Annotated in this window: 13 protein-coding genes; 3 read left to right on the top strand and 10 right to left on the bottom strand. The window is 46.3% G+C overall.

The window, feature by feature from the left end; genetic code table 11:
* Nucleotides 1–327: 327 nt before the first annotated feature.
* Complete coding sequence (locus ACFTRD_RS03145; protein WP_379377694.1) at nt 328–954, top strand: hypothetical protein; 627 nt, start codon at nt 328–330, stop codon at nt 952–954.
* Here the strand turns inward: ACFTRD_RS03145 and purU are convergent.
* Together purU and ACFTRD_RS03135 are read right to left on the bottom strand one after the other, a co-directional pair.
* The gene (purU, locus tag ACFTRD_RS03140) at nt 896–1,789 is read right to left on the bottom strand and encodes a formyltetrahydrofolate deformylase (protein WP_379377693.1); all 894 of its coding nucleotides are present in this window, start codon (nt 1,787–1,789) and stop codon (nt 896–898) included. The two genes, ACFTRD_RS03145 and purU, sit on opposite strands and share 59 nt — an antisense overlap.
* Nucleotides 1,790–1,811: 22 nt before the next feature.
* Complete coding sequence (locus tag ACFTRD_RS03135) at nt 1,812–2,939, bottom strand: deoxyribonuclease IV (protein WP_379381148.1); 1,128 nt, start codon at nt 2,937–2,939, stop codon at nt 1,812–1,814.
* A 173-nt stretch (nt 2,940–3,112) separates the two neighbouring features.
* Here ACFTRD_RS03135 and ACFTRD_RS03130 point away from each other — a divergent pair, with 173 nt between their 5' ends.
* Together ACFTRD_RS03130 and ACFTRD_RS03125 are read left to right on the top strand one after the other, a co-directional pair.
* Nucleotides 3,113–3,580 (top strand): DUF2621 domain-containing protein, encoded by a 468-nt coding sequence (locus ACFTRD_RS03130; RefSeq protein ID WP_379381146.1) that lies wholly within the window; start codon nt 3,113–3,115, stop codon nt 3,578–3,580.
* Nucleotides 3,581–3,746: 166 nt separating this feature from the next.
* Nucleotides 3,747–4,658: a TIGR01777 family oxidoreductase gene (locus ACFTRD_RS03125; protein WP_379377692.1), complete on the top strand. Its 912-nt coding sequence runs from the start codon at nt 3,747–3,749 to the stop codon at nt 4,656–4,658.
* Here ACFTRD_RS03125 and ACFTRD_RS03120 read toward each other — a convergent pair.
* The 8 genes from ACFTRD_RS03120 to ACFTRD_RS03085 are packed head-to-tail and all read right to left on the bottom strand — an operon-like array spanning nt 4,647 to nt 12,912.
* Nucleotides 4,647–6,536: a DUF6382 domain-containing protein gene (locus ACFTRD_RS03120; RefSeq protein ID WP_379377691.1), complete on the bottom strand. Its 1,890-nt coding sequence runs from the start codon at nt 6,534–6,536 to the stop codon at nt 4,647–4,649. The genes ACFTRD_RS03125 and ACFTRD_RS03120 overlap by 12 nt on opposite strands.
* Nucleotides 6,537–6,596: 60 nt before the next feature.
* Nucleotides 6,597–7,112, bottom strand: coding sequence for an A24 family peptidase (locus ACFTRD_RS03115; RefSeq protein ID WP_379377690.1), 516 nt, complete (start codon nt 7,110–7,112; stop codon nt 6,597–6,599).
* Nucleotides 7,113–7,120: 8 nt separating this feature from the next.
* The gene (locus tag ACFTRD_RS03110) at nt 7,121–8,167 is read right to left on the bottom strand and encodes a pilus assembly protein (protein ID WP_379377689.1); all 1,047 of its coding nucleotides are present in this window, start codon (nt 8,165–8,167) and stop codon (nt 7,121–7,123) included.
* A 29-nt stretch (nt 8,168–8,196) separates the two neighbouring features.
* Nucleotides 8,197–10,347, bottom strand: a complete 2,151-nt coding sequence (locus ACFTRD_RS03105) for a hypothetical protein (RefSeq protein ID WP_379377688.1) — start codon at nt 10,345–10,347, stop codon at nt 8,197–8,199.
* 57 nt (nt 10,348–10,404) lie between these two features.
* On the bottom strand, nt 10,405–11,079 hold the full coding sequence (locus ACFTRD_RS03100) for a TadE/TadG family type IV pilus assembly protein (protein ID WP_379377687.1): 675 nt from the start codon (nt 11,077–11,079) through the stop codon (nt 10,405–10,407).
* A complete protein-coding gene (locus tag ACFTRD_RS03095) occupies nt 11,063–11,251 on the bottom strand; it encodes a Flp1 family type IVb pilin (protein ID WP_379377686.1) in 189 nt (62 codons plus the stop codon). The genes ACFTRD_RS03100 and ACFTRD_RS03095 overlap by 17 nt, the downstream gene beginning before the upstream one ends.
* An 11-nt stretch (nt 11,252–11,262) precedes the next feature.
* Complete coding sequence (locus ACFTRD_RS03090) at nt 11,263–12,132, bottom strand: type II secretion system F family protein (RefSeq protein ID WP_379377685.1); 870 nt, start codon at nt 12,130–12,132, stop codon at nt 11,263–11,265.
* Nucleotides 12,133–12,144: 12 nt separating this feature from the next.
* Complete coding sequence (locus tag ACFTRD_RS03085; RefSeq protein ID WP_379381144.1) at nt 12,145–12,912, bottom strand: type II secretion system F family protein; 768 nt, start codon at nt 12,910–12,912, stop codon at nt 12,145–12,147.
* Between the last annotated feature and the right edge of the window lie 11 nt (nt 12,913–12,923).

The following is a 12,923-nucleotide window of genomic DNA, read 5'->3' as shown; positions in this document are numbered from 1 at the left end:
CATTTTGACTTATTCACTTTTGTATTGTATCACTTGGCGTGAAGCTTTTCCATAACCTTCTTTTAGAAGATCGGGAAAATTCGGCTGATTTTGACGAGGGATTTGTTTCCAGCAGGAAAGAAAACGCCCTGTACAGTGCATTTCAACATATGTTCCAGCTCGGTGATCCTCGCAAATCCATCGCATGAAGTATAACCTTTAACCGGAAAACCATACTCTTTTTAGATTTCAAAGTTGTTTTTGCATATAATGGTCCTTATTCCGGTTTCAACATTTGGACTATTGTATACATTAGGTTTTACTTCAAAATGAAGGGGAGATCAGCACATGCCACATCATTTTGCGAAGCCATCAAAACCGTTAAAGCACACATTACCCTGGAAGTGCGGGATTTTAACAGGCATCTTTTCCGGATTTGTGCTTGGATTCTTTTTAAAAGCCATTGAGGCGTACACCGACGAGAAGGTTTACACCCTGCTATTGAATATCGATTTTGTTCCATGGCTTCCGCCAACCTTACCCGAATACATCGAATTTGTCCTACATCTTGTCGTTTCCATAGTTATCGGGACATTCTACATATGGTGGGTTCAGCGTTCTGGGCATCCGATGTCCAAAGGTATTTTGATCGGCGCTCTCTCTTCCCTCCTGTACATTCCGCTATCTCAGTTGTCTGCTCGAGTGCCCAATCTGCACGATGGAAAAGCGATACTATACTGGCTGGCAGGCCATCTGTTGTTTGGCATGGCAATAGGGGGATGCGGACAGGTATGGCAGCACACCAAAAAAAAGGCGAGCTCCCTTTCAAGCATGAATAGGGAATTCGCCTTTTCTTTTGATAGAAATAGAAACGGTATCGTTTCGAATCAACCTTGCACAGTATTAAAGCATCAGCTTAAAATACAACTGTTTTATTTTCATGAACCAGAACACGATCTTCGACATGCCATTTGACAGCACGGGCAAGAACCACACGCTCAATGGTACGTCCAATCCGTTTAAGTTCACTTACATCGTCCCCGTGGCTTACACGCTGTACATCCTGCTCAATGATCGGTCCGCCATCCAGTTCTTCCGTAACATAGTGAGCTGTCGCACCGATAATTTTCACACCGCGGTTGTACGCTTGGGCATACGGCTTACCACCAACAAAGGCAGGCAGGAACGAATGATGAATGTTAATGATCCGGTTGCGGAAATGCTCAATAAACATCGGGGAGATAATTTGCATGTAACGTGCAAGGATAATCACATCGATATCATCGCCAATGACGTCGAGCTGACGTTGTTCCGCATCCTTCTTCGTATCTGCTGTAACCGGAATATGATGATAAGGAATACCAAATGATTCCACATAATCCTTCATGTCCAGATGATTGCTCACGACAAGCGCGATATCTGCATCCAGGTCACCAGCCTGCCATTGCCACAACAGCTCGACCAGACAGTGATCTTCCTTGGATACAAAGATGGCAAGTTTCTTCTTGCGGCTAACCTCAGAAAGACTCCAATCCATTTTGAAACGACCTGCGACTTCTGTAAAATCTGCTTCCAGTTTAGGCAGGTTCACGGATAATTGCGGAAGATCGAATTCGATCCGCATGAAAAACATGCCGCCAGCCGGGTCCATGGTGTACTGATCCGACTGTACAATGTTTGCACCATGCTGGTGCAGGAAATGCGATACTGCAGCAACAATTCCGGGTCCATCCGGACAGGAAATAAGCATCCGCGCCCGATCGGCGCGGTTTTTAACATCAGGACGTACTTGTTTAGCGTGAATCTCCATCGGGTTATTCTTCCTCCTTCAACTAGGCCTGAACCAGCAGTTCTTTTCCTGCTAGCCAGGCGATCAAACGATGATTCAGTTGTTCTTCACTCAAATGCTGGAAGATTGCAGCTTCAGCCACGAGGTCATACAGACGTTCCAGAGGCTCACGCGGGTCGGCTTTTTTGGCTTTGGCATCATTTTTGAGCAATGTCCAGACATCCAGAACATACGAACGGGACTCAATCTCTTTTCCTTTGAAGAAGTGATGCAATTGTTCCACTTCTGTCAGGAATTCCGGACCGAATCGACCTGCGACATCCCCGCGAAGCAGCGCGATCTCTGCTTCATACATTGGACGCTGCGTTTTGGCCTCTTTCCCAATCCAAGGCGTTTCCAAAATAAACGGACGTCCCTGAAGAGCCTCGTGATGCACGATACGGTTAATCGCCTCAAAACCAATCCAACCGGAGCCAATCGGTGTATGACGGTCCTTATGTGAACCCACAGGGTTCTTACTATCATTAATATGCATTACGGCAATGCGGTCAAGCCCTACCGTACGATCAAATTGTTCAAGAACACTATCCAGGTCGTTCACGATATCATAACCTGCGTCATGAATGTGACATGTGTCCATACATACCGTAAGTCGTTCATTGTGTGTAACTTTCTCCATGATCTGAGCGATCTCTTCGAAGCTGCGACCCATTTCAGTTCCTTTACCGGCCATCGTTTCCAGAGCGATATTAACATCCGTCTCTTTTACACCGTCCAGCACTTCATTCAATCCTTCAGCGATACGTCCAATGCCATAGTGAGCGTCCTTGTCCGTAAATGCGCCGGGATGCAGCACGATATTTTTGACACCAATCGCATGTGTACGACGAATCTCTTCCTGAAGGAAACTTACGGCCAGCTCATACGTGTTTTCTTTGTAGGAACCGAGGTTAATAATGTATGGGGCATGGACAACGATATCTTCCATCCCGCCTTCTTGCATGGCAAGTTTGCCTTCCTCAATAAACATGGACTCAATAGGCTTGCGACGGGTATTTTGCGGTGCACCCGTATATATCATAAACGAACTGGAACCGTACGAAGCCGCTTCCTTCGTTGCACTTAATAATCCCTTGTCCGAAAAGGACACATGGGAGCCGATTTTCAGCATCATTGATCCCCCTTATTCTGAATTATTCCTTATTCTAACGCGATTATCGAAATAAATCTAGAAATGCGCTATAATTCGGGGTACAGGCTATTTTTTACAGCTGGCATTTGGAACATGGGTGGGCGGAATCCGTCTTTCCGTGGAAATCAATGAACCGAGGTGACTCCGTAATGATGTTCGGCTTCTTCGCTTTGACGTTGACCAGCAGTTCCCCCAGCAATTGGTTTATGAATACGATAGCATTCTGGACATTTGTTTTACTTGGAAGCATGTGTATTGGTGGATTTTTTATGATGCGTAAGTTTTTGAAAGTGCTACCAAAGGCAGACGGAAAATCCAAGCTCGATTGGCAAAATTATTGGGTGGAAGCCAGCCGTCATTTATGGACCGATGAAGCAAAAGCTTTTTTGGACCAGCTTGTGGAACCTGTGCCTGGACCATTTCGCGATATTGCCAAACATTCTATTGCTGCCGAGATCGGTAAAATTGCGGTCGAAGACAATGCAGCTGAAGTATCCAGAGATCATTGCATTAAAGGATACATTATAGCTACACCGAAGCGGGATAATAAATTTTTGGTGAAATTTCTGGAGAAAAACCAAATTGACTATTCGCCTTATAAACATTTGATGAATAAATAGAATTGCTTTCAATCAAAACAACCGTTCAGTATATCAGTTACATATCGGCAAACATGCTCCGTGAGGTAAGTCATTCCCAGCAAGGCAGCACTTACCGTCCGGGGCTGTTTGTTGATCGGAGAATACATTTCACATCCCATCAGAATATCGAGGAGGTCGTCAAAAGATGAAGATTGCGATTTGTGGAGGTACCGGTTTTGTCGGAGGAGCACTCGTAGATTACTGGCTTCAGGCAGGACATCATGTGAAAGTTATTACACGCAAGCTGCCAGATCTACATAATCCCAGCCACAACCTTACATATATCTCATGGGAACAGGTCGAAGAACAGCCTCAATTGCTGGAAGGAATGGATGCCTTGGTCAACCTTGCCGGGGAAACGTTGAATCAACGGTGGACAACCAAAGCGAAGCTGGAGATCGTTCAATCCAGAGTCACCACTGTAGCCCGTGTGGCTAGATTGATAGATTCACTGGAGCACAAGCCGGAGGTGGTCGTTCAGGCATCTGCCATGGCGATCTATGGTACCTCTCCTACAGAAACATTTGATGAGAACAGTCCGCAAAAATCAATGAATTTCCCCTCCCGTGTCTCGGAGCAGTGGGAAGTTGCTGCCGATGCCATCAAACATGTGAGACTTGTGAAGATTCGCGTTAGCCTGGTACTTGGTCATAAAAGAGGTGCTTTTCCATTAATGAAATTACCTTATATGCTTGGTGTTGGGGGTAGGGTAGGAAGTGGAAAACAGTGGACCAGTTGGATTCACATTATGGATATTGTGCGGTTGATTGATTTTACAATCCATAATAAAGAAATCTCCGGTCCGGTAAACGCCTCTTCACCCACCCCGGTTACCAACGATGAATTTGGGCGCACAGTAGGCAAAGTGTACCATCGCCCGCACTGGTTCCCCGTACCAGGAATTCTGATCAAAGCACTGGTCGGAGAACTCTCTGTGGTACTGCTTCAGGGACAACGGGTTATCCCGCAGAAAGCGTTGGATCACGGATTCAGGTTCACTTTTCCTACCTTAACCGTAGCACTGGAAGATCTGAAACACCGGGGTCTATCCGACTGACCGATACGTGTAGACAGACTCGGCCAACGTAAAGGTATCCCCATCTTCCAATGGATATTCCTTGTACGGAGCAAGAACATTGCCTTGAAGAACGGTTCCATTGACGGAACCCAAGTCTTTAATTACATAGCCCGATTTGTTCCGGCTCAATTCCACGTGAGCACGGGACACACCGGTTGCTGAGTCAACCCATTGAACCATGTCAGCTGACCTTCCGATGACAAAAGATGCTCCGCGGACATCCATCCGTTCATTTTTATCTCCAGTTGCTGATCGACGTTCAAGATAAACGGCAGGCACCATTGGACCTGCTGCTGTAAAACCACTTCCGGCCATGCTCTGCAAGTTTACCGTTGCATCCGCTCCCGCATTATGACGAGGTAAGTCTCCTTTAGCAGCTGTGACTTCGACAGCATGCTGAACAACTGGTACATTTGATGCTTCGGATGGTATATGCATATTCTGAAAGCGAGCATTTACGTCGCCAGATCGTCTGGATTCAAAAAAATCCGCCGACTTATCAGTAGCATTCCAACGCCAGCTTTCCTGAAACATTTCTTCTCTGCTCTCTTTCTGCTTGTCTCCTCCTCTGCCCAATCCAAAAAAAGCAGAGCGCTTATTGGATGATTCCTTCTCCAGTCCGCCCGTTATTCTCTCAACCTGAAAACGTCCATTGCGTGGCTGTCCCAATTCCTTATCTTCGGTGAAATCCTCATTTTCATCATTTGCTATCTTTTTGCCTTGCAGATTGGACTTCGATTTTACCCATTTGCCTTTGGTCACCCATGCCCAACCCGCAACCCCAAGCAATCCAGCACTCAATGCTGCGGATAGAATCATTTGAGCCTGACCGGGTTGCTCCATATAAACAAATCTCCATACCAGCGCCATGGCAACCATACAGCCCAAAATGATATAGGTCACTTGGGACCCCGACTTCTCGTCTTCTTCCAAAACCTCCCCTTGAAATGAATCAATGGTTTGGCGTTGTGACAGATCTGTAACACCTTTGGAATGTAATGAAGACTCGCCTGGTGAGCGTCTACCGGAAAAGCCAGAGAAGGGGTTGTTACGCGGGTTCTCTTTCTCGGACACAGAGACCCTCGGTTGCTGGTGTGGATTCAACGGCTGCTCAGCAGCACTATTTTGATCAAATTGACGGTATTGATATTGTCCAACTCTAATGGAAGATTGCTCACTCTCCTGCTCTGGAACCGCCAGCTGTGGAGTATCCAACTTACTGTCAGCTGACCCAGACGGAATACGAGAGGACAGAAACGATGCTTGGCCTGAATTACTCTGCTCATCCGCGTATAATTCAAGTAAGAGTTCACGCAACCGACCGATATCCCAATGCTCACTATCACATAGCTGGAGAACACGCTGAATGCCTTCTCCCTGAAGTTCCTGCACATGGGCCATGAGCCTGATAACCAGTTCACGGAATTGCTGAGGGGTCGAATCTACCTCAACCGTATCCATGATCGGGATGTATACCATGCCAAGTTCTCCCTGTTCAAATGAGCCATTGATGAATATGTAATCTTCCTGAATCTGCAATTTACGGGAGTCCAGCATATATTGTCGGCATTCTGTGAAGGTGTCCGCCAGTTGAAACAACAGACCATATAACACACGCAATTGAATTTTTCCGGACTTTAACATCTGGGATAACATCTTGTACCCCGAAATGTCATACTGCAACGTTACATTTCGATCCAATTCCCGGATATGGACAGGAAGGAGCCTTGGAATCTGATTGGAAGACAACATGCCCATCTGCACACGGCTCAGTTCATCCATTCGCAACCCTTCCTCTTTCTCCAAAACCATGAATGCTCCGCCGTTCCGAATAAAATCTCTCTTTAATCCATACATGCCAATCCTCTCTTTCCGTTAATAAGCTATAATCCAAACTCCACACACTTTATATACTCTTTATGAAGTCATGTAGATATAGGCACTGATGAATCCGGGCAAAACGGCCAGCATAAAAGGAAACTTCAACGTCTTTTCCTTGTTAACCAGCTTGAGCGAACCCAGCATGAAAAAACCGGTAAGATTTCCCGCCATGCCGCGAATTCGTTTCGCTGAATCCCTGCGGAACAATAGAATGACCAGGCCGATTACCCCTGCATACAAAACGGAATAAATAATCACATGAATACCAAAGACCAGCCCCGTCCAAGCACCCATTCCTCCAAACAATTTAACATCTCCCGCACCCACTGCCCCAATCATATACATCAGCAACAACACACCGAACCCAACCGAGAATCCAACTGCTGAGAACAGGAATCCCTCCCATCCTCCCCAGATAATATGGGCCAGGAACCCTGCCGCAGTCACTGGTACAGTTAAACGATTGGGGATTTTCATCGAACGAACATCTGTAACAAAAGCTGCAATTACGTATAGACCACAGGCTAAGTAAAACCACTCCACCTCCAACATCTCCTTTATTATTTTCTGGAAGCCACATTAAACTCGGTCACCGTCTTGGCACCATCCGCTGTCTCCACAACAAATGTCCATGTCCCCTCCGTTGTACGTGTACCAACAAACCAGTTCCATTCAATCACACCATTTTCATCGGCAGTAGCCCATCCGATATGCTTGGCTGAACTTTCACCGGACTTGTAAAAAATCGTTAAATTCGCTGTAGCTCCGGGCTCAACCTTAACCTTGATTGTCGCATTATTGCCTATGTATGCCGGCTCCGGTTTGGATATCACGGTTGCCGCTCCTGCAGAATCCGCGTCTCCTCCACTGCTGTCCGAACCTTCTCCTGTATCTCCGATCCATACCCGTTCTGCCGCGGCCGCTTGAATCCGTAAAGATTTCCCTAAGAAGGGGACTTTCACAGGTAATTCATAGCTCAGTTCAAGCCGGAAGTAAGGATTCGTTTTATTTTTGAGATCAGGTATAGAAATCCCGTTAACATGCACACGATCTACTTCCAACACAGAAGTATTAATAAAAGGCTTGAGCAGCGGTTTAACGGTTGGATCAAGAACGGTCTCAAGAACGGATGTTTTGATTTCCTGTAACGGTTGTTCACCTCTTGCAGCGGCTGCACGCACCCAATCGCTTAGCGGCTCCGGTAGAGAAGAGGCGTACTCTTCAGCCCATTCCGTCAAGGACAACTCAGGAATTTTCCATCCACCTTCCGATCCATTGCCAGCGGAATCAGAGGGGGTGAATACGAGGGAAACAGGATAGATTTGGGTGGATAACTGCTTCACCGCTTCCCCTGCTGTGCTCTGCAACGCTGTCGATACCAGAGTCATCTGCACGATGTAAATCAAGAACATGACAAAGAACAGAAATACAGGCAGAACCAGTGAGGCTTCCAAAACGATGCTTCCATGTTCTCTTTCTGGAGAACGCACCTTTTGAGGAGAACGTCTCTGTTCACGCCATGACTTCAATCTTTCCAGTCTGCGAATTTGTGTTAGTCGGTTTTGTAAACATGCCAAAATTTTTCCCTGCTGATGCTGCTTATCCATAATCCCTCCATCGAAACGACCCAAATTACTCAGTAGGAATAATCGGTCTTCCGATCAATGAAAAATCGCCCATCCTCTACCTGATCTGCACTGCCCATAACAGCGCCTATGCTTTTGGTGACCACTGGCAGAAACCACAGCTTGATACTGCTGCGCATATTTCCCGAAGCATATGTCTGTTTCTCATCCGGATTCACTCCGGTATTCATTCGAATCAAAGCCAACATTCTGGACATTTTGCGTTCATTGTTGCTATGCATCAACAGAAACAGTCTGAGATGGTCTCTGTAGGTAAGCTTGACTTTGATATACTTGGAGAGTTCCACGCTTCCTTCTTTGGCCAATTTCACCATATCTGCTATAGCGTTTGTAATTCCGTATAAAATCGCAGCAGATAATACAAGTAGTGGATTACCAAGCTTGCTATTCTCCATTAATCCTTCTGCAGTTCGAATCGCCAGACGCATGCCAAAGATCTCTGCATACGCAGAGGCAATGTTGCCCGAAGGATTATGAAAACCATAGACGATATATTCCAATTCCTGATTCTCCAGTTTGAAGACTTCACCAGCATTCCCACTACCTTCAGTCCAGTTAAACAACTGTCCAAAATCCATCGAATTGAAATACGCCAGTGCGTACTCATTCTGGAACAATTCATCGCCAAGGCTATCCAGCAGACTGGACATCCCACCGAATAAACTGTCCATTCCGTTCATGGCGTCTCCACCTGAGTCGTACGGGTCACCGGCAATCTTTGCCTTTTTGGATTCTTCACGGCTTGCCTCGTTAAAAGCTATGTTGGCATTGTAATACTCTTCCAGCTGTTTGAAGGCTTCCATTGATCCGGAGCTACCATTTTCAATCTGTGACAAAATACGTTTAACTTCCTTCAACTTCCCTTTGGATTCCTTGTCATTCGCTTTGCGTTGGGCATCAGATCCGCGACCGTTCTCCAACTGCTGTTTGCTTTGAAGAATGACATTGGACGGTCCACTTCGCACGTAAGTGTCCATGTATCGTTCCGTGACCTGGCTAGCCTGTCTAACCGCTGGTTTAATAGAAACACCACTTATCACCGTAATGGTGCGAAGCTGCGTATTAAGTTCCATACTGTCGTTTCTGACATTGGTAAAATCCGAATTTTGTGAACGAACATGTGCATTCAACTGATCAAACAGTGTGTCATCTCTTACAAGTTCCGAAGCCAGGGAGCGTGTACTTTTAGCTTCATTTCCCGATCCGGTAGATGGAGGGCTCATTCCAGGCAGCGTTGAGTTCCCTACATTTTCATAGCTGGCATTCTGTGAACGATTTTCCCCTTCAGCGATTACCCGCTTCATTTCCTCGTTGATCTTTCGAGCTTCTTCAATTTTGGCTTGTGCTTCCTCCAATTTCGTCTGATGAGCCTGTAATGCTGGCTGTATGATCATGCTTATGCCTGTCACCACATTACCTACGCCTGTCCGATAACGAGCCAGCTCCAGCATGTACGATTGCTGGTTGAAGGGCAGTCCTTCATCCATTTGTTTTTTGTTCAGATAATCCGCATAACGCGCTGCTACCTCAGCGGCTGTTTCTGGTGTGTCTCTAAGCATTTCATCGTAAATGGCAGAGGAAGGCGGATTCATGATCAGTGTGGGCAGACCCTTCAGCTTTTCGGCTGATATCGTCTGATTGACTATTGCTTCGTCCAGTAATTCCTCACGTTTGTCATACAGTTTCTGCAATTTTTTGAGCAGATCCACAGTATGCGCGGCTTCTTTCATCTCTTCCGACATCGGCTTGAACCGATTGACCACTTCTAGGGTAAAATCGACCGGCGCACGATATTTCATATCTTCCTGAATCTGCCGATTAAAAATATCATATCTGCCCAGTTCACGCTCCATGCTCAATGAAGTGGTATCCCATTGGATATCCAGGATTGGAAATCCATCTTTCACAGCCGAAGGCTTCACACTATCATTGAGTACCTTGGCCATGATGGCCTCACCACTGCTGTCACCGTATCCAAATAGACCATATTCTCGCAAAGAAGGATCATAGGCTGACATCACAGATCTTATCGCCGCATGCGTCATTCGCTCTGCCTGTACTTTGAAAGCAGCAATACGTGCATAATCAATGAAAATGGAAACAAACATAAAGATTCCAGCCAAAATCAAGATCAAGAACACGGTTACGGCTCCCGATTCACCGTCTTTTTTTCTGAACAGCGTTTCCTCCTCCTCTCCTCATTTTTTGGCTTTGCCAAAATGTTGTACAACCTGTCCTGCTTCTGCGGCAGTACTGGCTGCGGCTCCGCCCTTGCCTTTAAACTTGGCTGCATAATAACGGACCAGATCCACCGTTCGAATAAATTCCGTCGGTTCTACAACTGTAGATGACCCTTGCGTTAACACATTGTTACCTGAATTAAATAAAAAAGAAGGTAGCGGTAAAGAAATCACCTGCTCCAGCTTTGTCGTTACTTTTCGCTGGATCAGCGAGTTCTGATATTCAATCGTTCCGTTCATGCCAGAAGGCATGCCTTGTGCCGCTTGGAACAGTTTCTTTTCCGATAGACTTCCGCCATCTCCCGCGGGTAAAGAGACAATAATCTCATTGTCCGTTCCCGCCCATCCAAATAGTGCTCCGAGCAATCGATCATCGGTCAATCTCCAGTACAAGTTGTCATGTTCCCCAGCCACAACTTCACCTGTCATCGCCTGCTTGTGGCTGTTATCCCAACTGTAGGCGGCACGTTCAGAGGCTGCGTATGCATGTTGGTTCAGAAATGTCTTTTGATACATGTACATGGAGAAAAATAACAGTAACATGAGAATAAACAACACAATAGGGAAGACCAGGGAGGCTTCGATGGTGAAGCTCCCTTCTTCCTTTTTAAAATTTTTATTCAAAAAACTCATTACTTTTATTGCTAACATTTTTCAACAGTCTTTCTACCAGCGTCTTAATTTGATCTTTAAAAATCAACGCAATAATGATAATAACGCCGATAATCAGAATCAATTCCAGTGTACCGAGCCCGTCTTCTTCGTCCCAAAATGCAGTTGCCTTGCTTTTCATCAATTCCAGCATCCCAATTCCTCCTACATATTCATCATCATAAAAGCTGGCGCTCCGATCATTACCACGATCGAAAAAAAGATCAGTACCATCGGAAACACCAGTTTGGAAGAAGCCTGTTCTCCCTTTGCCCGACTAACGGCCTTGCGTTTCTCCCACAATACATGTGACAGATCCCGCAGCGCCAATACAAAGTCACCTCCCCCTCGCCGGAAATTCAACAGTACAGTTGTTGTAAATATCGTCACTTCCTGTACACCACAGCGGCGGCTAAACTGTTCAAAGGATTGCTGAAACGAATAACCGTTGTTCCAATCCCCAACCGTCTTGCGCAGCTCGTTGTATAGTGGATGATCCCGTTCTTCCTGACTGGCTACACAATGAACAATGGCGCGTTGCACCGTTTCCCCTGCACCAACCAGCAAAACAATTCGGTTCAACAACTCCGGTAATTCCATGAGTATGTCCTGATCTCTTCGCTGCATCTTAGTGTTAAGATCTTTGTAGAGCGCTAAAGGCAGTGCAACACCCAACGCCAGTCCACCCACCATCCCCCCCAGCCCCATATCTCCAACGAGTGACAAAAGGCAGCCTACGATTAACATCAGCCACGAATACGTCAGCATTTCAGCACAGTAGAGCATCGTTTTCTCGCCACTATGCTGTATGCCATACATTTTCTGAATAGCATGCTGCATGCGGAACATAAGTACAGGCAATCTGCGGCCCACCTCGAACTTCTCCAACAAAAACAAAAAGGGACCATGCAGTTTCTTCAGACGTAATCCTTCCATATCCAGTTCGCGCAAATGCCGATAGGTCTGTCCTCGTGTTCGATCCAGCATCAGCCATCCCGCCACGAGCACCCCTCCGAAAATAACGGGAAGCAGCATCGTGTCACCTCCTTATACTTTGATATCCATAATGCGTGTAATCCACAGATAACAGCAGGCAAGTAACACCAATGCACCACTGGAGATCAGATAACCCATCCCGCTATATAGGGGCTCCATAAAATCCTTGGCCGTAAAGTTGAGAAAAATCAGAAAAATAAACGGAGCAGCAAACATCACTTTGGATTCAAACTTCTTCTGTGCCACTGCCACCATGATGTCCTGCTGAATATCCAACTTCTCACCAATGACCGCCGAAGTTCGCCGCACAACTTCGACCAGATCTCCACCAGTTCGCTTACATGTGATGAATACATCCGCAAAATTAGTGATATCCTCAATCTTGGCCCGATCCGAGAAGTCTTGCAGCGCCTCTTCAATGGGCTGTCCATACTCCATCCGCGTCCTCAGAATAGTGAATTCACGAATGAGATCTGTATCTGCCTCAGGATTCAGCATGCGCAGATCCTCCACGGATTCCTTAAATCCGTTCTCTACCGATTTACCCGCAGCCAGCGCGGAGGACAACGCATATAATGCCTGTTTAAAATGTAAACTGAGAGTCATTCTTCTTCGCTCCAGCAGCACTTTGGTCCAATGTTTCGGTACCCATATACACCCCGCCGCCAATATCAGTCCGGCCAACCAGTGGTGATAGAACAGAATACCGATACCGAAGAATAACAAACCACTAATCAGCATGCAGACCATCCGCTGTCTCCGGGATAGCATATATACGGTGTAATCCATTAACGCCTGTCTGGCCTCGCCCAACTTCATCACCTTCCAAT

This window comes from Paenibacillus sp. NPDC056933, from assembly GCF_042674385.1.
Lineage (GTDB): Bacteria > Bacillota > Bacilli > Paenibacillales > Paenibacillaceae > Paenibacillus.
This window is presented reverse-complemented; position numbering and strand designations above follow the sequence as displayed.

Bases quoted from the DNA above. Each gene is read 5' to 3' on its own strand.
- purU (WP_379377693.1), bottom strand. From the start codon at position 1,789: ATGGAGATTCACGCTAAACAAGTACGTCCTGATGTTAAAAACCGCGCC.
- ACFTRD_RS03120 (WP_379377691.1), bottom strand. From the start codon at position 6,536: ATGTATGGATTAAAGAGAGATTTTATTCGGAACGGCGGAGCATTCATG.
- ACFTRD_RS03090 (WP_379377685.1), bottom strand. From the start codon at position 12,132: ATGCTGCTTCCCGTTATTTTCGGAGGGGTGCTCGTGGCGGGATGGCTG.
- ACFTRD_RS03125 (WP_379377692.1), top strand. From the start codon at position 3,747: ATGAAGATTGCGATTTGTGGAGGTACCGGTTTTGTCGGAGGAGCACTC.
- ACFTRD_RS03085 (WP_379381144.1), bottom strand. From the start codon at position 12,912: ATGAAGTTGGGCGAGGCCAGACAGGCGTTAATGGATTACACCGTATAT.
- ACFTRD_RS03100 (WP_379377687.1), bottom strand. From the start codon at position 11,079: ATGAGTTTTTTGAATAAAAATTTTAAAAAGGAAGAAGGGAGCTTCACC.
- ACFTRD_RS03145 (WP_379377694.1), top strand. From the start codon at position 328: ATGCCACATCATTTTGCGAAGCCATCAAAACCGTTAAAGCACACATTA.
- ACFTRD_RS03110 (WP_379377689.1), bottom strand. From the start codon at position 8,167: ATGGATAAGCAGCATCAGCAGGGAAAAATTTTGGCATGTTTACAAAAC.
- ACFTRD_RS03130 (WP_379381146.1), top strand. From the start codon at position 3,113: ATGTTCGGCTTCTTCGCTTTGACGTTGACCAGCAGTTCCCCCAGCAAT.
- ACFTRD_RS03115 (WP_379377690.1), bottom strand. From the start codon at position 7,112: ATGTTGGAGGTGGAGTGGTTTTACTTAGCCTGTGGTCTATACGTAATT.
- ACFTRD_RS03135 (WP_379381148.1), bottom strand. From the start codon at position 2,939: ATGCTGAAAATCGGCTCCCATGTGTCCTTTTCGGACAAGGGATTATTA.
- ACFTRD_RS03095 (WP_379377686.1), bottom strand. From the start codon at position 11,251: ATGCTGGAATTGATGAAAAGCAAGGCAACTGCATTTTGGGACGAAGAA.